This window comes from Terrabacter sp. Soil810, from assembly GCF_001429645.1.
GTDB lineage: Bacteria > Actinomycetota > Actinomycetes > Actinomycetales > Dermatophilaceae > Terrabacter.
This window is the reverse complement of sequence record NZ_LMSW01000011.1, coordinates 375342-397939: the sequence shown is the minus strand read 5'-3', so window position 1 is coordinate 397939 and position 22598 is coordinate 375342. Positions and strand designations below refer to the sequence as shown.

20 protein-coding genes are annotated in these 22598 nt (G+C 70.5%); 13 read left to right on the top strand and 7 right to left on the bottom strand.

What is annotated here, in order from left to right:
* Positions 1-32: 32 nt before the first annotated feature.
* Complete coding sequence (locus ASG96_RS07780; protein ID WP_157610741.1) at positions 33-551, bottom strand: hypothetical protein; 519 nt, start codon at positions 549-551, stop codon at positions 33-35.
* 61 nt (positions 552-612) lie between these two features.
* On the opposite strand from ASG96_RS07780, the gene xseA reads away from it, so the two are divergent.
* Together xseA and ASG96_RS07770 are read left to right on the top strand one after the other, a co-directional pair.
* Positions 613-1998 (top strand): exodeoxyribonuclease VII large subunit, encoded by a 1386-nt coding sequence (xseA, locus tag ASG96_RS07775; protein WP_057587646.1) that lies wholly within the window; start codon positions 613-615, stop codon positions 1996-1998.
* A gap of 10 nt (positions 1999-2008) precedes the next feature.
* Positions 2009-2290, top strand: a complete 282-nt coding sequence (locus ASG96_RS07770; protein WP_056754532.1) for an exodeoxyribonuclease VII small subunit — start codon at positions 2009-2011, stop codon at positions 2288-2290.
* Between the two features lie 39 nt (positions 2291-2329).
* Here the strand turns inward: ASG96_RS07770 and ASG96_RS07765 are convergent, their stop codons facing one another.
* A complete protein-coding gene (locus ASG96_RS07765) occupies positions 2330-3052 on the bottom strand; it encodes a DUF4245 domain-containing protein (RefSeq protein WP_082591686.1) in 723 nt (240 codons plus the stop codon).
* Between the two features lie 96 nt (positions 3053-3148).
* On the opposite strand from ASG96_RS07765, the gene glpX reads away from it, so the two are divergent.
* The 8 genes from glpX (at position 3149) to ASG96_RS07725 (ending at position 12954) form a co-directional block, all read left to right on the top strand.
* Positions 3149-4141 carry a class II fructose-bisphosphatase gene (gene glpX / locus ASG96_RS07760; RefSeq protein WP_056752912.1) on the top strand — a complete coding sequence of 331 codons (993 nt, stop codon included), beginning with the start codon at positions 3149-3151 and terminating at the stop codon, positions 4139-4141.
* 11 nt (positions 4142-4152) lie between these two features.
* On the top strand, positions 4153-5088 hold the full coding sequence (locus ASG96_RS07755) for a carbohydrate kinase (protein ID WP_057587644.1): 936 nt from the start codon (positions 4153-4155) through the stop codon (positions 5086-5088).
* A gap of 127 nt (positions 5089-5215) precedes the next feature.
* Positions 5216-6943, top strand: coding sequence for a substrate-binding domain-containing protein (locus ASG96_RS07750; protein WP_057587642.1), 1728 nt, complete (start codon positions 5216-5218; stop codon positions 6941-6943).
* A gap of 243 nt (positions 6944-7186) precedes the next feature.
* Positions 7187-8548, top strand: a complete 1362-nt coding sequence (locus ASG96_RS07745; RefSeq protein WP_056752904.1) for an ABC transporter substrate-binding protein — start codon at positions 7187-7189, stop codon at positions 8546-8548.
* Positions 8545-9705, top strand: coding sequence for a carbohydrate ABC transporter permease (locus ASG96_RS07740; protein WP_369793570.1), 1161 nt, complete (start codon positions 8545-8547; stop codon positions 9703-9705). Before ASG96_RS07745 ends, ASG96_RS07740 begins: the two co-directional genes overlap by 4 nt.
* The gene (locus ASG96_RS07735; RefSeq protein ID WP_200958538.1) at positions 9702-10565 is read left to right on the top strand and encodes a carbohydrate ABC transporter permease; all 864 of its coding nucleotides are present in this window, start codon (positions 9702-9704) and stop codon (positions 10563-10565) included. The genes ASG96_RS07740 and ASG96_RS07735 overlap by 4 nt, the downstream gene beginning before the upstream one ends.
* Positions 10566-10711: 146 nt before the next feature.
* Entirely contained in the window at positions 10712-12424 is a 1713-nt protein-coding gene (locus ASG96_RS07730) for a fumarate hydratase (RefSeq protein ID WP_057587640.1), read from the top strand.
* A gap of 14 nt (positions 12425-12438) precedes the next feature.
* Positions 12439-12954, top strand: a complete 516-nt coding sequence (locus ASG96_RS07725) for a carbonic anhydrase (RefSeq protein WP_057587639.1) — start codon at positions 12439-12441, stop codon at positions 12952-12954.
* Positions 12955-13014: 60 nt separating this feature from the next.
* Here ASG96_RS07725 and ASG96_RS07720 read toward each other — a convergent pair whose 3' ends face one another.
* The 3 genes from ASG96_RS07720 to glmM all read right to left on the bottom strand — a co-directional run bounded on the left by ASG96_RS07720 (position 13015) and on the right by glmM (position 17714).
* Positions 13015-14184 carry a low temperature requirement protein A gene (locus ASG96_RS07720; RefSeq protein WP_200962662.1) on the bottom strand — a complete coding sequence of 390 codons (1170 nt, stop codon included), beginning with the start codon at positions 14182-14184 and terminating at the stop codon, positions 13015-13017.
* Between the two features lie 38 nt (positions 14185-14222).
* The gene (locus ASG96_RS07715; RefSeq protein ID WP_057587637.1) at positions 14223-16271 is read right to left on the bottom strand and encodes a M3 family metallopeptidase; all 2049 of its coding nucleotides are present in this window, start codon (positions 16269-16271) and stop codon (positions 14223-14225) included.
* Between the two features lie 96 nt (positions 16272-16367).
* Positions 16368-17714: a phosphoglucosamine mutase gene (gene glmM / locus ASG96_RS07710; protein ID WP_056752890.1), complete on the bottom strand. Its 1347-nt coding sequence runs from the start codon at positions 17712-17714 to the stop codon at positions 16368-16370.
* Between the two features lie 281 nt (positions 17715-17995).
* Between glmM and ASG96_RS07705 the strand changes: the two genes are divergently transcribed.
* On the top strand, positions 17996-19144 hold the full coding sequence (locus ASG96_RS07705; protein ID WP_057587635.1) for a hypothetical protein: 1149 nt from the start codon (positions 17996-17998) through the stop codon (positions 19142-19144).
* Between the two features lie 146 nt (positions 19145-19290).
* On the opposite strand, the gene rpsI is transcribed toward ASG96_RS07705, so the two are convergent.
* Together rpsI and rplM are read right to left on the bottom strand one after the other, a co-directional pair.
* On the bottom strand, positions 19291-19794 hold the full coding sequence (rpsI, locus tag ASG96_RS07700; RefSeq protein WP_056752885.1) for a 30S ribosomal protein S9: 504 nt from the start codon (positions 19792-19794) through the stop codon (positions 19291-19293).
* 35 nt (positions 19795-19829) lie between these two features.
* Positions 19830-20273: a 50S ribosomal protein L13 gene (gene rplM, locus ASG96_RS07695; RefSeq protein WP_020143191.1), complete on the bottom strand. Its 444-nt coding sequence runs from the start codon at positions 20271-20273 to the stop codon at positions 19830-19832.
* A 265-nt stretch (positions 20274-20538) separates the two neighbouring features.
* Here rplM and ASG96_RS07690 point away from each other — a divergent pair, with 265 nt between their 5' ends.
* Positions 20539-21180, top strand: coding sequence for a helix-turn-helix domain-containing protein (locus tag ASG96_RS07690; protein WP_056752883.1), 642 nt, complete (start codon positions 20539-20541; stop codon positions 21178-21180).
* Positions 21177-22496 (top strand): MFS transporter, encoded by a 1320-nt coding sequence (locus tag ASG96_RS07685; protein WP_057587633.1) that lies wholly within the window; start codon positions 21177-21179, stop codon positions 22494-22496. The genes ASG96_RS07690 and ASG96_RS07685 overlap by 4 nt, the downstream gene beginning before the upstream one ends.
* Positions 22497-22598 lie beyond the last annotated feature (102 nt).

Sequence of the window (22598 nt, the reverse complement as noted above, 5' to 3'; positions counted from 1 at the left end):
GCCGAGCTCGCCGAACTCCGCTGCCCGGGCCCTCATTCGTGGCGCCACTCCGTGCCGACGGCCACGGCCAGAGCGGCGAGCTCGGCCCAGTCGACCGTCGACGCGGTGTAGGGCGCGTGGACCGTGTCACCCGGGGCCGGGTCGAGCGCGAGCCCGTGGATGAGGGCGCCCTGCCCCAGCACCCAGCGCTGCGCGGCGAGGTCGGAGCGGTCCGGTACGACACCCGGGGCGAAGACGTGGACGCGCCACCCCGTCCCGGACGCGTCGCGCACGAGGACCGAGCCGTCGCGAGCGAGGACGGGCCTCGGCGCGAGCAGCCCGGCACCCAGGCACCTCTCGACGAAGGCGACCTCGTGACGCGCTCTGGACTCGACCACCCCGTCAGGGTCCTCTCGCCAGAAGGCCCGCTTGACGGCATACGCGCCCGTGTCGGTGACGAGGCGGTGGACCTCGCCCACGGCGCCTCGCGCCACCCACTCCATCGACCGGACCCGAACGAGCCCGAAGTTGTCGGCCACCCAGCGTGCGGTCTCGGCGGACCCGGCAGTCACCGCGCCGACGCCAGGTGTGCGGCACGGAACCCGCAACACCTTTAGGGTGACGCGGGTGAGCATGACGAGCCCGCTGCCCGACAAGGCCGCCGACACGACGGCCGAGCAGCCGTGGCCGGTGCGGGTCCTCAGCCTCAAGATCTCCGGCTACGTCGACCGGATGAGCCAGCTGTGGGTCGAGGGTCAGGTCGTGCAGTTCAACCCTCGCGGCGGCACCGCGTTCCTCACGCTGCGTGACCCCGACGTCGACATGTCCCTGTCGGTCTCCGTGCCGATGAACGCCGTCAACGCCATGCCGATCCCCCTCGCCCAGGGCGCCCGGGTGGTGCTGCAGGCCAAACCGACCTTCTGGACCAAGCGCGGCACCCTCCAGCTCGAGGCGCGGCAGATCCGTCCCGTCGGCATCGGCGACCTCCTCGCGCGCGTCGAGATCCTCAAGCGCACGCTCGCTGCCGAGGGCGTCTTCGACGCGGGCCGCAAGCGACCGATCCCGTTCCTGCCCCACCGCGTCGGACTCATCACGGGCCGCAACTCCGCGGCCGAGAAGGACGTCGTCGAGAACGCCCGGCGCCGTTGGCCCGCAGTCGTTTTCGAGATCCGTGAGGTCGCCGTGCAGGGTGCGTCGGCCGTCACCGAGGTCGTCGATGCCCTGCGCGAGCTCGACGCGATGCCGTCCGTCGACGTCATCGTCATCGCCCGCGGCGGTGGGGCGCTCGAGGAGCTGCTCCCCTTCTCCAACGAGGCGATGGTCCGTGCCGTCGCCCAGGCGCGCACTCCCGTCATCAGCGCCATCGGGCACGACGTCGACACGCCGCTGCTCGACCTCGTCGCCGACTGGCGGGCATCCACGCCGACCGACGCCGGCAAGAAGGTCGTCCCCGACGCCGCCCACGAGCGCGCCCTCGTCGACGCCGCGCGCGACCGGGTGCGCCGGGCCCTCGTGCGACGGGTCGAGGCGGAGCGGTCGGGCCTGCGGTCCCTCGTCTCACGTCCGGTGATGGCCGACCCGGTCGCCCTGGTCCGCGTGCGCCGCCAGGAGGTCGCGGCCCTCCGGGCGCGGGCCACCGCCCGCATCGAGGCCCGGCTGCACCGGGCCGCCGACCAGGCCGAGCACCTGCGCCGCCAGGTCGTCGCGCTCTCGCCCCAGTCGACCCTCGAGCGCGGCTATGCCGTCGTGCAGCACCGGGACGGCCGGATCGTCATGGACCAGGACGACGTCGGCGTCGGCGAGCTGCTGCGGGTGCGTGTCGCGCGTGGCGACTTCGGCGTGCGGCCCGTCACGGCCGGCGCCGAGGATGCACCGCCGAAGGCCGCGACGCGCGGGACCGCGGCCCGGAAGGCGACGAGCAGCCCTGCCACGATGGCGGCCTCGCCGCGCAAGCCCCGAGCCACCGGTCGAGCCGCCACCCCGAAGCCGGCGAGCGGCGACGACGGCGCGGCGTCGTAGGGTGGCGCCCATGGCTGACGCGACGACCACCGACGGCTTCCCCGACATCGCCGGGATGCGCTACGAGGACGCCCGCGAGGAGCTCATCGCGATCGTCGCCAAGCTCGAGGCCGGGCAGGCCCCGCTCGAGGACTCGATGCAGCTCTGGCGTCGGGGCGAGGCCCTCGCGGCGCACTGCGCGACCTGGCTCGACGGCGCGCAGGCCGAGATCGAGCGGGCGACCCGTCCCCCGGCTCCGGCCGGGGAGCTCCACGCCGACGACGAGATCTTCGACGAGGACGACGAGTCCTGAGCCCGGCGGGTCCTCGCGCCGAGGCCGGTGAGACGGTCGTCAGCCGGTCGTGGTCGAGGGAGTCGGCGTGACGCCCGCGGCCGGGGTCACGCGCGCCAGGGCCGCGACGAACGCCTTGAGCTCGTCCTCCGGTGCCGTGCCGCTCGCCACGAGGGTCAGCCCCCGCGCGCCCTCACCCCGGACGACGTAGGCGACCTGGCCCGCATCGCTCGCGACGAACCTCTCGAAGGCACGGCCCGACACCGTCACGGTCCCGGCTGCCTCCCCGTCGTCCACCGAGCGGGCGACCCAGCCCTGCGTCGCACCCACGGCCTGCTTGAGGGCGATGTCGGCCCCGCTCGGGGTCGTCCACACCGTCGTGAAGGTGGGCACCTTCTCCGTCCCGGGCGCGTACGTCGCCACGGTCGGCACCCAGCCCTCGCCGAGGCCCTGGGGCAGCTGGACCGGCCAGGCCGTCTGCGCCGCGACCTGGCTCGCCTTGCCCGCCGCGTCGACGGCCGGCCGCTGCACCTGGGTGATGCGCGGGACGACGGCGACGAGCGCGAGCACGAACAGGCCGATGACGAACATCGAGCGGAACATGTTGGGAAAGGTGCCCAGCGAGTAGCGGCTCGGTGGGGCCGCCTGCGCGGGGGACTCGGTCGCCTCGGGCTGCTCGGTCGCCTCCGTCGTCTCGGGCTGCTCGGTCGCCTCGGGCTGCTCGGTGGCCGGCGCAGGGGTGCTCTCTGCCGAGGGTGTCGACGGCGTCGACGGGGTGCTCATGACCCCATGCTCCCCGACTCCCGGACGCGGTCCAAACCCGGGTACGGCCACCGATAGGCTGGCGCCGACTCGTTCTGCGCCGACGGAGGACCTTTGATGAAGCACAGCCAGCCGGATCGCAACCTCGCTCTCGAGCTGGTCCGGGTGACCGAGGCAGCGGCCATGGCCGGAGGCCGGTGGGTCGGTCGCGGCGAGAAGAACAAGGCCGACGGTGCCGCGGTCGAGGCGATGCGGGCCATGATCTCGACGGTCAGCATGCGCGGCGTCGTCGTCATCGGCGAGGGCGAGAAGGACAACGCCCCGATGCTCTTCAACGGCGAGCAGGTCGGTGACGGCACCGGTCCCGAGGTCGACGTCGCCGTCGACCCGATCGACGGCACGACGCTGACGGCCAAGGGCATGAACAACGCCGTCGCCGTCATGGCCGTCGCCAACCGGGGGGCGATGTACGACCCCTCCGCGGTGTTCTACATGGACAAGCTCGCGACCGGCCCCGACGCGGCCGACGTCGTCGACATCCGCCTCCCCGTCGCCGAGAACATCCGGCGCATCGCCAAGGCCAAGAGGGAGACGCCGGCCGACGTCACGGTCGTCATGCTCGACCGGCCGCGGCACGAGCACCTCGCCGAGCAGATCCGCGACACCGGCGCCCGCATCCGCTACATCGTCGACGGCGACGTCGCCGGAGCGGTCATGGCCGCCCGCCCGGGCACCGGCGTCGACCTGCTCCTCGGCATCGGCGGCACGCCCGAGGGCATCATCGCCGCGTGCGCCATCAAGTGCACCGGCGGCGTCATCCAGGGCAAGCTCTGGCCCAAGGACGACGACGAGCGCCAGAAGGCCCTCGACGCCGGCCACGACCTCGACCGCGTCCTGTCCACCGACGACCTCGTCGTCGGCGAGTGCTTCTTCGTCGCGACGGGGATCACCGACGGTGAGCTGCTCCGCGGCGTGCGCTACGGCGCGAAGTCGGCCCGCACCAACTCCCTCGTCATGCGCTCGCGCAGCGGCACCATCCGCACGATCGACAGCGAGCACCGCTTCGACCGTCCGGGCTGGTTCGGCAGCACCGACATGATCGACGAGTGAGGGGCACCACCATGTCCGACGCCACGCCCGTCCGCACCCTCGTCGTCGGCGAGGCCCTCGTCGACGCGGTCACGACCCCAGGCGGTGACACCGACGAGCACGTGGGTGGCAGCCCCGCCAACGTCGCCTTCGGCCTCGCCGCGCTCGAGCACCCCGTCGACCTCGCGACGTGGATCGCGACCGACGAGCGCGGTCGCCGCATCGAGGAGGTGTGCCGTGGGCGCGGGGTCGCCCTGACGGCGGGCTCACAGGGCGCACCCTTCACCTCCGTCGCGCACGCCACGCTCGACGCCACCGGTGCCGCGACCTACGTCTTCGACCTCGAGTGGCAGGTGGCCGCGGTCCCCGGCCTCACGGCATACGGCCACGTCCACACCGGCAGCATCGCCGCCGTGCTCGAGCCCGGCAGCGGCCAGGTGCGCGAGATCCTCGCCGCCGCCCGCGAGCTGGGTGCCACCGTGTCCTACGACCCGAACGCGCGACCGTCGCTCATGGGTCGACCCGAGCAGGCCCGGCGCACGATCGAGAGTTCCATCGCGCTGTCCGACGTCGTCAAGGTCAGCGACGAGGACATCGAGTGGCTCTGCCCCGGCGAGTCGGTCGACGACGTCGTCCGCGCATGGGGCGATCTGGGCGCCGCGCTGGTCGTCGTCACCCGTGGGGACCAGGGTGCGGTCGTTCGCGTCACGCGCACCGGGGAGCAGCAGTCACTCCCGGCGCCCTCCGTCACGGTCGTCGACACGGTCGGTGCCGGGGACTCCTTCATGGCCGGGCTCGTGTCCGGGCTGCTCGACGCCGGGCTGCTCGGCGGTCCGTCGGCGCGGACCCGCCTCCACGCGGCCTCCCTCGCCGACGTCGTGCCCGCCGTGGAACGCGCGCTGCGCACCGGGGCGCTCACGGTCGAGCGCGCCGGAGCCCATGCTCCGGCGCGAAACGACCTGGCCTGAGAACAAATCGGGCATTCGACAAGAGCCCAAGGAGTCGGGCACCATTCTGCGCGACTCGCCGGATAGTTTTGGCCGGTGTTTCACCCTGACGCCCCGGTGCCGGGGCGTCCTCATGTGAGGAAACCTCGTGTCCAACCCCACCCCTCCACAACGCCCTGTCGGCCCGTACGAGCAGAGTCTCATCGAGAGCCGCGCCAACCGTAAGGCCCTCGAGGCCCGGATCGCCGCGGCTCGGCGCAACCGAGTCATCGCGGCCGTGCTGGGCGTCGTGCTGCTCGCCGGTGCCGGTGCCGGCGGCTTCGTCTGGTGGAAGGGTCGGGAGGCGGCGCCCGTAGCCGCCCTCACGGTGGCCCCGGGCAAGTCCTGCCCCGACCGCACGCCCGTCTCGGTCTGGGCGTCCGAGGCGGCCCAGCCCGCGGTGCTCGCGCTCGCCAAGGAGTACCAGGCCGACCCGGCGTCCCCGTGCGTCGACTACGTCGTCAAGGGCAAGGCGCCCATCGAGGCGATGATCGGTCTGGGGCAGGGGCAGCCGGACCGGCCCGACGCCTGGATCCCCGACTCGCCGCGCTGGGTCGAGCGCGTCAACGAGACCGCCAAGCTCAACGCCAAGCCGGCCGGCGCCTTCGCGAAGAGCCCGCTCGTCATCGCCATGGACCCCGCCCAGGCCGCCAAGCTCGACGGCCAGCCGAAGTGGCTCGAGCTCGTCGCGTCCGACAGCCCGATCCGGATGAGCGACCCCCGATCGACGACCGCCGGAATGCTGACGCTGGCGTCGGCCCTGCCCGAGCTGTCCAAGGAGCAGGGACGCGTCGTCATCCCCAAGCTCGCCAAGGTCGCGGCACCATCGATCGACGACCTCTTCGGCGACTACAACGCCGACCCGACGACCGCAGCGGCGTTCCCCGTGTCCGAGGCGGACCTCATCGACCACAACCGCCTCTACCCCGACCACAAGATGGTGTCGGTGACGCCGAGCGAGGGCACCCCGGCGTTCGAGTTCTCCCTCGTCAACGTCGCGACGGACCCGGTCCGTGACCAGGCCGTCGAGCTGCTCCGCGCCTACCTCATGACGCCGACAGCGGCCAAGATCTTCGCGCAGTACGGCATCCGCTCGACCGCCGTCCCGGTCACCATGCCGACCCCGCAGGGCAGCGTCGGCGAGGTCAAGATCGGTCCCGGCCCCGACGCCGAGACCGTGACCGCGGCCACCAACGTGTGGCAGTCGGCCACCACCGACTTCTCGATCCTGTCCGTCTTCGACGTCTCCGGATCGATGAAGGAGAAGGTCGGCGACACGACCCGCGTCGCCATCACGCAGGAGGCGGCCGGCATCGCCCTGGCGGCCCTGCCGAAGACGACGAAGCTCGGGCTGTGGGTCTTCTCCATCGACAAGGGCGGCCCTGGCCAGGACTGGCGCGAGCTCGCCCCCATCGGACGGCTCGACGACGACTCCCACCGGGCCGTCGTCGCGACGGCCGCGAGCACCCTCGCCAAGAACGTCGGCGGCGGCACCGGCCTCTACGACACCATCTGGGCGGCCTACCAGAAGGTGAAGTCGCAGTACGACCCGAACCGGGTCAACGCCGTCGTCATCCTCACCGACGGCCGCAACGAGGACCCGAAGGGCATCTCGCTCGAGCAGCTCAAGGCCAACCTCACGGCGGCGACCGACCCGTCCAAGCCGATCGCGATCACGACCATCGGCATCGGGCCCGACGTCGACCCGAAGGCCCTGTCGCAGATCTCGAGGATGACCTACTCCGACTTCTACGCCGCGCCCTCCCCGGCCGACATGACGACGGTGCTCGCGCGGGCCCTCTTCGACCACGAGTGCAAGAACGGTCGCTGCGTCTGACCGGACGGTCCAGACGGCGTCGTCGCCACACCTTTCACAGCAGAAACATGCACGACCCCCGGTCCGCCGGGGGTCGTCGTTGTTTCGGGGCTGTCCCAAGACGGCGTTTCGCGGGTAGGTCACGGGCAGGTCACCCCCACTAGACCCCGCCTGCGGCGACGCGGTAGGAATGAGGTGTTCCACGTGACCATGGTCACGTTGATCGGTGGGGATCGACGCACAACTCAACGACGAGGAGCGACCATGAGCGGTATCCCAAGACGTGCACTGAGGGCTGGCGGGGTGGTCGCAGCCGCTGCACTCGTGCTGACCGGCTGCCTGCAGAACCCCAACGCCACCGGTGGTTCCGGCGGCGCCGGAGGTACCGGTGGCGGGTTCGCCGACGGCGGATCGGCCGACGGCGACAAGGTCGTGACGATCCTGGGCGCGTTCGGCGGCGACGAGGAGAAGAACTTCAACGCCTCGCTCGCCGAGTTCGAGAAGGCCAGCGGCATCGACATCAAGTACACCTCCGACCAGGACTTCACGACGACGATCAAGCAGAAGGTCAGCTCCGGCGACTCACCCGACATCGGTCTCTTCCCGCAGCCCGGCGGCATGCTCGAGTTCGCAGCCCAGGGCAAGGTGCAGCCGATCGACACCTACCTCGACTACGACAAGCTGCAGGGCACCCTGCTCCCCGGCTTCCTCGACGCGGGCCGCTACAAGGGCCGTGTCTACGGCGCCCCGATGCGCAACGCGGTGAAGAGCATCGTGTGGTACCCCAAGGCCGCCTATGAAAAGGGCGGCTACAACCAGTCGCCAGACACGATCCAGCAGCTGCGCGCCGACGTCGCCGACAAGATCGCCGCCACCGGCATCACCCCCTGGTGCATCGGCTGGGAGTCCGACCAGGCCACCGGCTGGGTCGGCACCGACTGGGTGGAGGAGCTCATGTTGCGGATGTGGGGTCCGGATGTCTACGACGACTGGACCTCGCACCGCATGCCGTTCAACGACCCGAGGGTCGTCAAGGCCCTCGACGAGGCGGCCAAGTTCAACAAGGACCCGCAGATGGTCCTCGGTGGCACCAAGGGCGTGCTCAACACCGCCTTCGGCGACGCCATGACCCCGGCGTTCGCCAACCCGCCGAAGTGCATGCTGCACCGCCAGGGGAACTTCGCCACGACGTTCTACCCCAAGAACGTCCAGGCCGACCTCGACAACCAGGTGGGCATCTACGTCTTCCCGAAGTTCTCGGGCGGCTACGACGGTGCGGCGATCCTGGGCGGCGGTGACCTCGCATCGCTGTTCAACGGCAACGACCCGGACGCCCAGAAGGTCATGGCGTTCCTCACCTCCGACAAGTTCGGCGGCCCGTGGGCCAAGGCCGGCGGCTGGCTCTCGCCGCACAAGACCTTCGACCTCAGCAACTACCCCAACGAGACGACGAAGAAGATCGCTCTCATCGCCAACAAGGCGAGCGTGCTGCGCTTCGACGGCTCGGACCTGATGCCCAAGTCCATCGGCTCGGACGTCTTCTGGAAGGAAATGGTCAAGTGGGAGAACGGTCAGTCCTCGCAGCAGACGGCTGACAACATCGAAGCGGCTTGGCCGAAGTCATGACCGCCGACACCAGCGCGGCAGCGCCGCGACAGCGAATGCGCACCGGGGACGACCCTGACGCACACCTGCGGACCAACCCGCTGAAGCTCGTGATCGGCCTCGTGGGGATGCTCGCGATCGTCTGGGGCCTGGCAAACCTCTTCCTCGCCTTCGCCTACTACCCGCAGTGGTTCGGGAGCAACAAGTTCATCATCGGCGTCCTCGCCATCATCGGCGGTGTCGGTGGAGCAGCGCTGCTCTTCTACTTCCTCAACATGTTCGTCGAGGGGCTGCCGCGGCGGCTGTCCGAGGGCGCGATCCCCTACGCCTTCGTCCTGCCAGGTCTGTTCTTCGTCGCACTGATGCTCATCTACCCGACGTTCCAGACGATCAACTACTCGTTCGCGAACGCCGACAGCACGGCGTACGTCGGGCTGCAGAACTACAAGACGATCTTCGGCAGCAGCGAGTTCTGGCAGTCCGTCGTCAACAACGTCCTGTGGCTGCTCGTCGTACCGGCGGTCGTCGTCGGGTTCGGCGTCATCGTCGCCGTCCTCGCCGACAAGTTGTCCGCCTCGGGCGAGAAGGTCGCCAAGAGCATGATCTTCCTGCCGATGGCCATCTCGGCCGTCGGTGCGTCAGCCATCTGGCTGCTCATCTACGCCTACAACAACCCGGGCCAGGCCCAGACGGGTCTGCTCAACGCCATCTGGGTGGGACTCGGCGGTCAGCCGCAGACCTGGCTCGCGATCTCCACGGCGAAGCTCAACTCGATCCTGCTCATGGTGATCCTCATCTGGCTGCAGGTCGGTTTCGCCATGGTGCTGCTCAGCTCCGCCATCAAGGGCGTGCCCGAGGACACCATCGAGGCCGCCCGCATCGACGGTGCGAGCGAGCTGCAGATCTTCTGGCGCGTCATCATCCCGCAGATCAAGGGCACGATCATCACGGTCTTCGTGACGGTCTTCATCATGGTGCTCAAGATCTTCGACATCGTCTACGTCACGACCAACGGCGCCTACGACACCAATGTCATCGCCAACCTCTTCTTCAACAAGCTGTTCGCGCAGAGCGAAGCGGGGCAGGCTACTGCCATCGTCGTCGTCCTGCTCCTCGCGGTGACACCGCTCATCTGGTACCAGATCAAGCACTTCCGCGACGAGGAGGCAAACCGATGAGCCGCTCACTCATGAAGGACGGGCGGCCCCGCAGCCCGTTCTCGATGGTCACCATGGCGATCCTGGCGCTGCTGTGGACGATCCCGACGCTGGGTCTGCTCGTCACCTCGTTCCGCTCGCGCGACGACGCCGCGACCTCCGGCTGGTGGACGGCCCTGCTCAACCCGTTCGGCTCCGACTGGACGACGAGCAACTACGCGGGCGCATGGACCGGGGCCGACCTCAGCTCGGGCTTCATCAACAGCATCGTCGTGGCGATCCCGGCCACGGTCATCCCGATCATGTTCGCGGCCTTCGCCGCCTACGCCTTCACCTTCATGGACTTCCGGTTCAAGGAGCTCATCTTCCTGCTCATCATCGCCGTCATGGTCGTCCCCATCCAGGTGGCGTTCCAGCCGATGCTCAACATCCTGGGGCCGCGCGGCCTCGGCATCAGCGGCGAGTACATCTCGGTGTGGCTGCTGCACACGGGTTTCGGCATGCCCTTGTGCATCTACACCCTGCGCAACTACATGAGCACGCTGCCGCGCAGTGTGGTCGAGTCGGCCAAGATCGACGGGTGCAGCCACTTCCAGACCTTCTGGAGGCTCGTCGCGCCGATGTCCATCCCGGCCATCGCGGCGTTCGCCACGCTCCAGTTCCTCTGGGTCTGGAACGACCTGCTCATCGCCAAGCTCTTCCTCAAGAGCGAGAACACCACCGTCATCGTCAAGCTGCAGCAGCTGCTCGGCACGCAGGGTCAGGGCGCGGAGCTGCTGACGGCCGGCGCGTTCATCTCGATCATCGTCCCGATGATCGTCTTCATCACGCTCCAGCGGTTCATGATCCGCGGCATGACCTCCGGCGCGGTCAAGGGCTGAGGCACCCGCCTCGGCGCCCCGCACCGACCTGCTCGCCAGTCCCCTCCCGGCCGTCACTAGGCTGGGAGGGGACTGTCGTATGCCGTGGGGCTCGGCGGCATACGCCCGAACAGCTCGAGCCCACCTGTGATCGCAAGGAGCGTTTCGTGGCCGACTTCGCCTACGAGGACCTGCTGCCGATCGGCGCCGACGAGACGCCCTACCGGCTGCTGACGACCGAAGGCGTGCGCGCCGTCGACGGGCCGGGAGGACGCACGTTCCTCGAGGTCGACCCGGAGGCCCTGCGGCTGCTCACCGAGACGGCCATGCACGACATCGCGCACTACCTGCGCCCGGCGCACCTCCAGCAGCTGCGCACCATCCTCGACGACGAGGAGGCGAGCAACAACGACAAGTTCGTCGCGCTCGACCTGCTCAAGAACGCCAACATCGCGGCCGGCGGCGTCCTGCCGATGTGCCAGGACACCGGCACGGCGATCGTCATGGGCAAGCGCGGCCAGCACGTGCTGACCGCGGGCACGGACGAGCAGGCGATCAGCGAGGGCGTCTACGACGCGTACACCCGCCTCAACCTGCGCTACTCGCAGATGGCGCCGATCACGACGTGGGAGGAGAAGAACACCGGCTCCAACCTGCCCGCCCAGGTCGAGCTCTACGCCGACACGCTGCCGGGCCACGCGGCGCAGTACAAGTTCCTCTTCATGGCCAAGGGCGGCGGCTCGGCCAACAAGAGCTATCTCTACCAGGAGACGAAGGCGATCCTCAACGAGGACGCGATGATGCGCTTCCTCGACGAGAAGCTCCGCTCGCTCGGCACGGCGGCGTGCCCGCCCTACCACCTCGCCATCGTCATCGGGGGCACGAGCGCCGAGTTCGCCCTGAAGACAGCGAAGTACGCATCGGCCAAGTACCTCGACACCCTCCCGACGTCGGGCTCGATGACGGGGCACGGCTTCCGCGACACCGAGCTCGAGGAGAAGGTGCTCGAGCTGACCCGGCAGTTCGGCATCGGCGCCCAGTTCGGCGGCAAGTACTTCTGCCACGACGTCCGGGTCGTGCGCCTCCCCCGTCACGGCGCCTCACTGCCGGTCGCGATCGCCGTCTCGTGCTCGGCCGACCGCCAGGTGCTCGGCAAGATCACCGCCGACGGGGTCTTCATCGAGCAGCTCGAGACCGACCCGGCGCGCTTCCTGCCCGACGCGGGCGCCGTCGACCTCGGCGAGCACGAGGACGACGCCGTGGGCGTCAGCTCGACCAGCCGCAACGTCGTCGTCAAGGTCGACCTGACCCAGCCGATGGACGAGATCCTCGCCGAGCTGAGCCGGCACCCGGTCAAGACCCGGCTCTCGCTCAGCGGCCCGCTCGTCGTGGCCCGAGACATCGCGCACGCCAAGATCAAGGAGCGCCTCGACGCCGGTGAGGAGATGCCGCAGTACCTCAAGGACCACCCGGTCTACTACGCCGGCCCCGCCAAGACGCCCGAGGGTATGCCGTCCGGCTCGTTCGGGCCGACCACCGCGGGCCGCATGGACTCCTACGTCGACCAGTTCCAGGCGGCCGGTGGGTCGAAGGTCATGCTCGCCAAGGGCAACCGGAGCAAGCAGGTCACCGACGCGTGCGACGCACACGGCGGCTTCTACCTCGGCTCGATCGGCGGTCCGGCCGCGCGGCTGGCGCAGGACTGCATCAAGCACGTGGAGGTGCTCGAGTACGAAGAGCTCGGCATGGAGGCGGTCTGGAAGATCGACGTCGAGGACTTCCCGGCCTTCATCGTCGTCGACGACAAGGGCAACGACTTCTTCGCCGAGGTGAGCAAGCCGATGGCCTTCACCATCTCCAAACGACCGGGCCTCCAGTGACCGAAGGGAATAGGATGAGCGAGACCGCTTCTGCTGACAAGGGATTCGATGACCTGCTCGCAGCCAACCGCACGTGGGCGGCGCGGTTCACCCTGAGCGGGTTCGACGGCGTCGCGCACCGCGGCGTGGCCGTCGTGACGTGCATGGACTCACGCATCGACCCGCTGCGGATGCTCGGTCTGTCCCCCGGCGACGCCAAGATCTTCCGCAACCCGGGTGGTCGCGTCACCGACGCGGCACTCGAGGCGCTGGTCCTCGGCACCCACCTGCTCAATGTCGAGCGCGTCCTCGTCGTGCCGCACACGCGGTGCGCCGTCGCCTCGAACTCCGAGGACGAGCTGCGCGAGAAGGTGGGCGCGAGCGCGGGCAAGGATGCGTCGTGGATGAGCTTCGGCGTCATCGAGGACCAGGTGCGCACGCTGCGCGCCGACGTCGCCAAGGTGCGCAGCCACCCGCTCATCGCCGTCGGGACGCTCGTGGGCGGCTTCGTCTACGACGTCGACTCGGGTCTGCTGCAGCCCGTCGACTGACCGCGGCCGGGTCCCCTCTCGTCGTCCCGACGTCGGCCGGGCACCGCGGTCAGCGTCGCGTCATGCGGCCTCGCGGGTGGCCCAGACGTGCTGCGCGACCGCGACGGCGAGCACACAACCGGTGACCAGCACCGTGACGCCGATGGGCGGGGCCACTGCGGCGACGGCCAGGACGACCAGCCCGACGGCCACACCGACGCGGGTCTCGGCGACCGGCGCACCCGCCATGGCGTGCATGGCGGTCAGGCACCACACGTAGACCGCCACGGCGCCGGTGAGCGCGAGCCCGATGACGCGCGCCGTCGTGTGCGCCTCGCCCTGCACGAGGTCGACGGCCGCCGCGAGGGCGGCGCCCGTGGCGGCCACCGAGGCGAAGACGAGGTAGTGCCCGTAGCCGGTGACGAACGTGCTCCGGATGCTGCCCTCGAACAGGGTCGCGTGCTCGCGCTTGAAGTAGAGCCACCACATGGAGAAGACGATGAGCAGCCCGCCGACGACGATGGCGAGCAGGCCGGCCTCGGCGCCCTGCTGCAGGGCCCCCTGGACCGCCTGCACCGAGGCGAGGATGACCTCGCCCAGCACGATGATGGTCAGCAGCGCGTAGCGCTCGGCGATGTGGTGGGGGTGGAACGGGGTGATGCCGTTCCGCTCGGCCACGATGGGCACGAGCAGCTCCAGGACGACGAGGGCGAAGAACGACACGAGGAGTGCCGTGTGGCCCTCGAGCAGGAGCCGGGCGATCCACAGCACCTGCACGATCGAGATGCCCGCGGCATACGTCAGCGCGGTGCGCCGGCCCTCCGGATGGCCGGCCGCCGCCCGCAGCCACATGGCCACCATCGCGAAGCGCATCATCGCGTAACCGCCGACGACGAGGCCTGACTGGCCGGTGGCGAAGAGGTCGGGGATCCCCGCGGCGAGCATCAGGGAGCCGGCCATGATCGTGAAGGTCAGCAGTCGGTAGGCCACGTCGTCGCAGTCGTAGGACGACGCGAACCACGTGTAGTTCATCCACGCCCACCAGATGGCGAAGAAGACCATGACGAAGTTGACGAGGTCGCCCAGGTGGCCCTCGGCCAGGCCGTGGTGCCACTGCGCGGCGGCGCTCGCGATGGCCACGACGAAGACGAGGTCGAAGAAGAGCTCGAGCGGGGTCGCGACGCGGTGCGCCTCGTGGGGGTCACGGGGCTGCATGCGCCGTGACAGGGGCACGACGTTGACGTGGCTCACGAGCCGAGTCTGCCAGCAGCCGGTCAGCGGGTCGCCCCTCAGCCGAGGCCGCGCCGCTCGAGCAGGTGACGGATGTCGGCCTCGGCGCCCCGGAACTCGCGGTAGGACTCGAGCGGGTCGGCCGCCCCGCCGATCCCCACGACGTGGCGTCGGTAGCGGTCGCCGTTGGCGCGGGTCAGGCCGCCGTTGTCGCGGAACCACGCCACCGTGTCGGCGTCGAGGACCTCGCTCCAGATGTATGCGTAGTACTGCGCGTCGTAGGCGTACGAGAAGGTGTGCGCGAAGTAGGTCGACCGATAGCGTGGCGGGACAAGGGGATTCGCGAGTCCGACGGCCGTCAGGGCGTCCGCCTCGAACGTCTGGACGTCCGTGACCGCCTCGGCCTCCTCGACACCCAGCGCGTGCCAGGCCTGGTCGAGCAGTGCCGCCGCGAGGTACTCACCCGTGCCGAACCCCTCTCCGAACGACTGCGCGGCGACGAGCCGGTCGACGAGCTCCGGGGGCAGGGGCTCGCCCGTCTCGTGGTGCACCGCGTAGCTCGCGAGGACCTCCGGCCAGAGCATCCACATCTCGTTGACCTGGCTCGGGTACTCGACGAAGTCCCGGAAGACGCGCGTCCCGGCGAAGTGCGGGTAGGTGACCCGGGCCAGCAGGCCGTGGATCGCGTGCCCGAACTCGTGGAAGAAGGTGCGCGTCTCGTCGTAGGTCAGCAGCGTCGGCTCGCCCGGGCCGGGCTTCGGCACGTTGAGGTTGTTGCACACGACGGCGCTCGTCTGGCCGAGCAGGGTGCTCTGGTGGACGAGGCTGTTCATCCACGCCCCGCCCTTCTTCGTGTCGCGGGTGTGGAGGTCGAGCAGGTAGAGCCCGAAGGGCGTCCCGTCGGCGTCGTGCACCTCGAAGACGCGGACGTCGGGGTGGTAGCCCTCGAGGTCACCGCGCTCGCGGAAGGTCAGGCCGTAGAGCAGCTCGGCCGCGTGGAAGATGCCGTCCCGGAGCACCCGCTCCGCCTCGAAGTAGGGTCGCATCGCCGCGAGGTCCACGGCATACCTCGACGCACGCACCCGCCCGGCCCAGAAGGCCCAGTCGTGTGCCTCGACGGGGTGGCCGGCCTCCTCCTCGAGGAGCGCCCGCTCGGCCTCGATGTTGCGCGCTGCGGCCGGGGCGAGGCGTCCGAGGAGGTCCATGACGCGTTCGGGGGTGCGCGCCGTGGAGTCGGCGAGCGCCGCGGCGGCATGCGTGTCGTAGCCGAGCAGCCGGGCCCGCTCGGCCCGGAGCCGCACGGTCTGGAGCACGAGGTCCTTGGTGTCGTGGTCGTTGTCGCGGTTGCCCCGGGCGCCCTGCGCCTCGTGCAGGCGCCTGCGCAGGTCCCGGTCGGTCAGGGAGGCCAGGTGGGGGTGTCCCGTCGGCAGGACGAGCGTGACGAGCCACGCGCCCTCGTGGCCGTGCTCGGCCGCCGCAGCGGCGGCCGCCGAGATCTCTCCGGCGGTCAGGCCGTCGAGCTGCGCCACGTCGTCGACGAGGACGGCGAGGTCGTTGGTGTCGGCGAGGAGACGCTTCTCGAACTGCGTCCCGAGGCCGGCGAGCCGGCCGTTGAGCTCACGCAGGCGCTCCTTCGCGCTCTCGTCGAGCCCGGCTCCGGCGACGGTCATCTCGGTGAGGTGTCGCTCGACGAGACGTCGCGACTCCGGGTCGAGGGCGGCCATCGCCACGTCGTCGTCGTGGACGGCCCGGATCCTCGCGTAGAGGCGCGGGTCGAGCCGCACCGCGTCGCTGTGCGCCGTGAGCCGGGGTGCGTAGTCCTCCTCGATCGCCTGCATCGCATCGGTGGCGAGCGCGCTCGACGTGCCGAAGAAGGCGAGGCGCGCACGCGAGAGCAGCTGCCCCGAGCGCTCGAGCGCCACGAGGGTGTTCTCGAACGTCGGCGGCTCGGGGTCGGTGGCGATCGCCTCGACCTCGGCGAGGTGCGCGGCCATCCCGAGGTCGAACGCCTCCCGGTAGTGCTCGTCGCGGATCAGCGCGAAGGGCGGCAGCGCGTGGGGCAGCAGGCTCGGCTCGAGGAGGGGGTTGGCGGGTGCGTCAGCGGGCATGCACGCACCCTACGCAGCGAACCACCCGACGCACCGACAGGGCGACGGCGCGATGGCGGTGGAGCCCGACGGACGGGCGTATGCCGTCCGGCCGGCTCAGAGCGCCAGCTCGGCCCGGACGACCCCGACGAGCCGGTCGGCGAGGGTGCGGGCCTGGTCGCCGTCGGCGGCCTCGACCATGACGCGGACGACCGGCTCCGTGCCGGACTTGCGCAGCAGGACCCGCCCGCTCTCGCCGAGCTCCCCCTCGGCGGCGCGCACGGCGTCGGCGACGGCGGCGTTGGCCTCGAGGGCGGACTTGTCGACGTCCTTGACGTTGACGAGCACCTGCGGGAAGTGGGTCATGATGCCGGCGAGGTCAGCGAGGGTGCGGCCCGTGGCGGCGACCCTGGAGGCGAGCATCAGCCCGGTGAGGGTGCCGTCGCCCGTCGTGCCGTGGTCGAGCATGACGACGTGGCCGGACTGCTCGCCGCCGAGGGCGTAGCCGCCGGACTTCATGCCCTCGAGGACGTAGCGGTCACCGACCGCGGTCTGCAGGACCTTGATGCCGGCGCCGCCGAGGGCCTGGATCATGCCGAGGTTGGACATGACCGTCGCGACGAGCGTGTCGCCGCGCAGCACACCCTGCTCCTTCATCGCGAGCGCGAGGATCGCCATGATCTGGTCGCCGTCGACCTCGTGCCCGGCCGCGTCGACAGCGAGACAGCGGTCGGCGTCACCGTCGAGCGCGATCCCGAAGTCGGCACCGGACGCGACGACGGTCTCCTTGAGGTGCTCGAGGTGCGTCGAGCCGTAGCCGTCGTTGATGTTGAGCCCGTCAGGCTCCCCACCGATGACGGTGACCGTGGCCCCCGCCTCGCGGAACGCCCGGGGAGCCACCTCCGACGCGGCGCCGTGCGCGGTGTCGATGACGACGTGCAGGCCCTCGAGGCGGTGCGGCAGCACGGAGAGCAGGTGGGCGACATAGCGGTCGGCGCCGTCGACGAGAGGCATGATGCGGCCGACGTCGCCGCCGGTGGGGCGCTGCCACTCGTCCCGCAGGCGAGCCTCGATGCGGTCCTCGAGGTCGTCGGCGAGCTTGTGCCCGCCCCGGGCGAAGAACTTGATGCCGTTGTCGGGCATGGGGTTGTGCGACGCCGAGAGCATGGCACCGAGGTCGGCGTCCTGCTCGGCCACGAGGTAGGCGATCGCCGGGGTCGGCAGCACGCCTGCGTCCCGCACGTCGATGCCGGCCGAGGCGAGGCCGGCCACCGTGGCGGCGGCGAGGAACTCGCCCGAGGCGCGCGGGTCGCGCCCGACGACCGCGACGGGGCGGTGCCCGTTGAAGGCGCCCACCTCACCGAGGACGTGCGCCGCGGCGACGGAGAGGTCGAGCGCGAGCTCGGCGGTGATGTCCTTGTTCGCCACACCACGGACGCCGTCCGTGCCGAAGAGTCGAGCCACGCTTGTGTGCCTTCCGGGTGGGTCCGGCCCTGGGCCGGGTGATGTGCTCGCACGACGATACCGCCCCGGCGCCGAACGGCCATCCGGCCGGACCGAAATGGGGTGAACCGGGACACTCCCGCCAGACGATGCCGCGAAAGTGGCAGGGAACTGGCAGGTGGCACCCATCCACTTCCCAGACGCGCGCCGCGACGATGTGCCCACCCCCGGGAGCCGCCACCGACCGGCCTTCCGGATCCGTCCCAGAGAGGAACTCGATGAGCACTCGACGTTCACGGCGCGTGGCTGCAGCCACCGCCACGGCCGCCACGGTCCTGAGCCTGGCGACCGCGCTCGGCGCGTCCGCCGCCACCCCCGACGCGGCGCCGTCCGCGCCCGCACCAGCAGCGTCCGCGGGTGGGGTGACCGACCCGTACTCTCCGGCCTACGGCCACCCCTACCGTCACGGCGCGGTGCCGACCCGCGAGCTCAACACCCAGATGCACCGCTGGGAGGCCCAGACCAGGGGCGCCAGGCCGACCCAGTCGAAGACCCTCTCCTACGGCGGCGGCGTCGACGGGACCGGCGTCACGAGCGGCGGCGCCGAGAAGGTCTACCTCGTCTTCTACGGCAGCCAGTGGGGCACCCAGGGGACCGACGCCGGTGGCAACCTCACCTTCACCGGAGATCCCAAGGCGGGCGCTCCCGTGGTCCAGAAGCTCTTCAAGGGCCTGGGCACGGGGGGCGAGGCCTGGTCAGGTGTCATGACGCAGTACTGCGACGGACCGCTCGTGGCCAAGGGCGCGACGTCCTGTCCCGCGGGCGCGGCCCACGTGCTCTACCCGACCGGTGGAGCGCTCGCCGGAGTCTGGTACGACCCGTCGGTCGCCGCGCCGGCGAACGCCACGGCCAAGCAGCTCGGCGACGAAGCCGTCCGCGCGGCAGCGCACTTCGGCAACACGACCGCGGCGAGCAACCGCGACGCGCAGTACGTCGTCCTGTCCCCCACCGGCACGCACCCGGACGGCTTCAACACCTCGTCCGGCCAGTTCTGCGCCTGGCACGACTACAACGGCGATCCCTACGTCGGGTCCGTCAGCCCCTACGGTGACATCGCCTTCACCAACATGCCGTACGTCATGGACATGGGCACGAGCTGCGGCCAGAACTTCGTCAACGCGGGGGCGGCCGGAACCGACGACGGCTACTCGATGGTCGAGGGCCACGAGTACGCCGAGACCATCACCGACCAGAACCCGGCCGGCGGCTGGACCAACACGACGTCGCGCACCTACTCCGGCCAGGAGAACGCCGACGAGTGCGCGTGGATCTCGCCCGGCAGCGCGGGCGGCGCCGGCAACGTCTCGACGACCTCCGGCAGCTTCGCGATGCAGGCGACGTGGTCCAACGACACCAACCGGTGCGACCTCAGCCACGTGACGGTGGGCTGACGCGTCACCGACCCGGCCCGACGGCATACGCCATCGGGGACGACGAAGGCCCCCGAGCAGTGCTCGGGGGCCTTGGTGTGCCCGGCTGGGTCAGCAGACTCGGCGCGACTGGAGCCAAGCGGGGATGCTCGGCGCCAGCCGAAGCATCAGCGCTTGGAGTACTGGGGCGCCTTGCGGGCCTTCTTGAGACCGGCCTTCTTGCGCTCCGGGACGCGGGGGTCACGGGTGAGGAAGCCGGCCTTCTTGAGAGCGGGACGGTTCAGCTCCTCGTCGACGCCGTTGAGCGAGCGGGCAACGCCGAGGCGCACCGCGCCGGCCTGGCCGGAGGGGCCACCGCCGTGCACGCGGACGAGCACGTCGTAGGAGCCGTCGAGCTCGAGCAGCGTCAGGGGCTCCTTGACGATCTGCTGGTGCACCTTGTTGGGGAAGTACGCGTCGAGCGTGCGGCCGTTGATCTTCCACTCGCCGGTGCCCGGGACGATCCGGACGCGGGCGATGGCCTGCTTGCGACGGCCGGTCGCAGCGCCGGGGGTCGAGACCTGGCGGGCGCGCTTCGGCTCGCCGGCAACGGTGCCGTCGGACTCCGAGGTGTACTCGGTCAGCTCGGGCTCGTCGGTGTCGAGGACTTCCTCGTTCACGATGTCAGTCACGTGTCTTGTCGCTTTCTACGCAGCAGCCGGAGGGCTTACTGCGCAACCTGGGTGATCTCGAAGGGGACGGGCTGCTGGGCCGCGTGCGGGTGCTCGGCACCGCGGTAGACCTTGAGCTTGGAGAGCTGCTGGCGGGCCAGCGAGTTCTTCGGGAGCATGCCGCGGATGGCCTTCTCGACGGCCTTCTCGGGGCTCTTGGCGAGCAGCTCGGTGTAGGAGGTCGACCGCAGACCGCCCGGGAAGCCCGAGTGGCGGTAGGCCTTCTTCTGCTCGAGCTTGGCACCGGTGAGGGCGACCTTGTCGGCGTTGATGATGATGACGAAGTCACCGGTGTCGACGTGCGGCGCGAACTGCGGCTTGTGCTTGCCCCGCAGCAGGACAGCGGCCTGGCTCGCGAGACGGCCGAGCACGACGTCGGTCGCGTCGATGACGTGCCACGTGCGAGTGACCTCGCCGGGCTTCGGGGTGTACGTGCGCAATGGAGTCTGCCTTCGCTTCTGAAAATGGTGGAGCAGTGAATGCCGCTGGGCTCGGTCCGCGTCGCCCACCCCGTCCACGTGGTGGGGATGGTGGGTTCGCCTGACGGCCCGGTGCACAACTTCATCCATGTTACGGGGTCGGGTCCTCGTGCCCAAATCAGCTGCATCGCGGCCGAAAACAAGGGCTGACCTGCACCGATGCCGTTTAGAACCCATCGTGCAGAGATCTTGTGCACATGAAGTGTGCACAGGTATTATGCACACTATGGCTGCACAGGACCGCGCGACGCCCCCCACTCCGGCAACGACCGGGCCCTCCGACGACGAGAACGTCTGGCTCACCCCAGAGAGCGTGCGCGTGCTCGCCCACCCACTGCGCTCGCGCCTGCTCGGCGCCCTGCGCCGGCACGGCCCGTCCACCGCGACCGACCTCGCCACCCTCCTCGGCACCAACTCCGGCGCCACGAGCTACCACCTGCGCAAGCTCGAGTCGGTCGGCCTCGTCCACGACACCGAGGAGGGCGAGGGCAAGCGTCGCCTCTGGCGCGCGAGCTCGGAGTACCACTCGTGGCACCCGAGCGACTTCGAGGGCGACGAGGACTCCGAGACCGCCCTCAACTGGCTGACCCGCGACTACGCGCGCCACTTCAGCGAGCAGTACGACAAGTGGCTCGACGTCTCGACGACGTGGCCCAGCGCCTGGCAGGACGCGTGCGGGTCGAGCGACGCCGCGGTCCTCGTCACCGCCGAGTCGCTCGAGGCGATGCGCGAGGAGATGTGGGACCTCATCGAGCGCTACCGCCGCGTCGGGCAGGGCAACCCGCAGGCCCGACGCATCGCGGTCTACGCCTTCGCCTACCCCCTCGACCTCGACCGTCCGCCCACCACCCCGGAGTCGTCACGATGAGCACCCCACGCGCGTATGCCGTCCTCTCCCCCACTGCCGCACGCCGGGTCTTCCTCACGCTGACCTTCACCCGCTGGTTCCCGGTCGGCCTCGTGGTCGGCCTGCTCACCCTGTGGCAGCTCGAGCGCGGGCTCACCGTCGCCCAGGCGATGACCATCTCGTCCGCAGCCGGGCTGACGATCTTCGCCCTGGAGCTGCCGACGAGCGGGTTCGCCGACGCCTTCGGACGGCGGCCCGTCTTCGTCGTCTCCGCCGCCGTCAACGTCCTCGCGAGCGGCATCCTGCTCGTCGCGCACTCGTTCTGGGCCTTCTTCGTCGCCGCCGTGCTGACGGGCATCTTCCGAGCGCTCGACTCCGGTCCGCTCGAGGCGTGGTTCGTCGACACGGTCCACGCGACGACGCCGGGCGCCGACGTCGACGGCGCCCTTGCGGCGCAGGGCACGGTGCTGGGCGTCGGCATCGCGGCCGGGGCCCTGATCTCGGGCGGCCTCGTCTGGTGGCACCCGATCAGCGGAGCCTCTGCGCTGATGCTCCCCGTCGCCGTCTTCGTGACGCTCAACGTCGTGCACCTCGTCGCCGTCCTCGTCCTGCTGCGCGAGCCCCGCTCCGCCGAGCACCTCGACACCTCCGGTGCCCGTCGCGCCCTGGCGTCCGCCAAGGAGTCGCCCGCCGTCGTCCGTGAGGGACTGGGCATGTTGCGCCACAACGCGGTGCTCCGTGGCATCGTCACCGTCGAGCTCTTCTGGTCGGTCGCGATGATCGTCTTCGAGACCTTCCAGCCGATCCGCCTCGCCGAGCTCGTCGGCGGCGAGGAGCGCGCCGGCGCCATCATGGGTCCCGTCGCGGCAGCGGGCTGGGCCGTCTTCGCCGTCGGCGCAGCCCTCAGCGGGTGGACGAGCCGGCGCATCGGCGTGGCCCGCACCGCCATCCTCGCCCGCATCCTCAACGGCCTCGGTGCCGTCGTCATGGGACTCGTGGCCGGCCCCGCCGCACTCATCGCGGCCTACGGCGTGACCTACCTGCTGCACGGCTCGGCCGGCCCGATGCACTCGGCCCTGCTCCACCGTGAGGCCAAGGCGCGCAACCGCGCCACGGTGCTGTCGATGAACTCCATGGTCGCCTCGGTCGCGTTCGGCATCGCTGCGCCACTGCTCGGCCTGCTCGCCGAGCGCACGTCGACCCAGGTCGCCATGGTCTCGGCGGGCGCGTTCAGCATCCTCGGCGCCTGGTTCTACCGGCACGCCCTCCGCGCCGAGAAGGCCCGTGCCGCCGCCTCTGCGGCACCCGCCGGTCACCACCCCGCCACCGTCGAGTGAGCGCCCCCGCACCAGTCGAGTGAGCGCCCAACCACAGTCGACTGACTACGCGGTCACACCAGTCCCACGATCGTGGGACGGGCGCTCCTCGAGTGGGGCCGG

Coding starts and splice junctions, on each gene's coding strand:
- xseA (WP_057587646.1), top strand. CDS start 613: ATGACGAGCCCGCTGCCCGACAAGGCCGCCGACACGACGGCCGAGCAG.
- ASG96_RS07770 (WP_056754532.1), top strand. CDS start 2,009: ATGGCTGACGCGACGACCACCGACGGCTTCCCCGACATCGCCGGGATG.
- ASG96_RS07765 (WP_082591686.1), bottom strand. CDS start 3,052: ATGAGCACCCCGTCGACGCCGTCGACACCCTCGGCAGAGAGCACCCCT.
- glpX (WP_056752912.1), top strand. CDS start 3,149: ATGAAGCACAGCCAGCCGGATCGCAACCTCGCTCTCGAGCTGGTCCGG.
- ASG96_RS07755 (WP_057587644.1), top strand. CDS start 4,153: ATGTCCGACGCCACGCCCGTCCGCACCCTCGTCGTCGGCGAGGCCCTC.
- ASG96_RS07745 (WP_056752904.1), top strand. CDS start 7,187: ATGAGCGGTATCCCAAGACGTGCACTGAGGGCTGGCGGGGTGGTCGCA.
- ASG96_RS07740 (WP_369793570.1), top strand. CDS start 8,545: ATGACCGCCGACACCAGCGCGGCAGCGCCGCGACAGCGAATGCGCACC.
- ASG96_RS07735 (WP_200958538.1), top strand. CDS start 9,702: ATGAGCCGCTCACTCATGAAGGACGGGCGGCCCCGCAGCCCGTTCTCG.
- ASG96_RS07725 (WP_057587639.1), top strand. CDS start 12,439: ATGAGCGAGACCGCTTCTGCTGACAAGGGATTCGATGACCTGCTCGCA.
- ASG96_RS07715 (WP_057587637.1), bottom strand. CDS start 16,271: ATGCCCGCTGACGCACCCGCCAACCCCCTCCTCGAGCCGAGCCTGCTG.
- ASG96_RS07690 (WP_056752883.1), top strand. CDS start 20,539: ATGGCTGCACAGGACCGCGCGACGCCCCCCACTCCGGCAACGACCGGG.
- ASG96_RS07685 (WP_057587633.1), top strand. CDS start 21,177: ATGAGCACCCCACGCGCGTATGCCGTCCTCTCCCCCACTGCCGCACGC.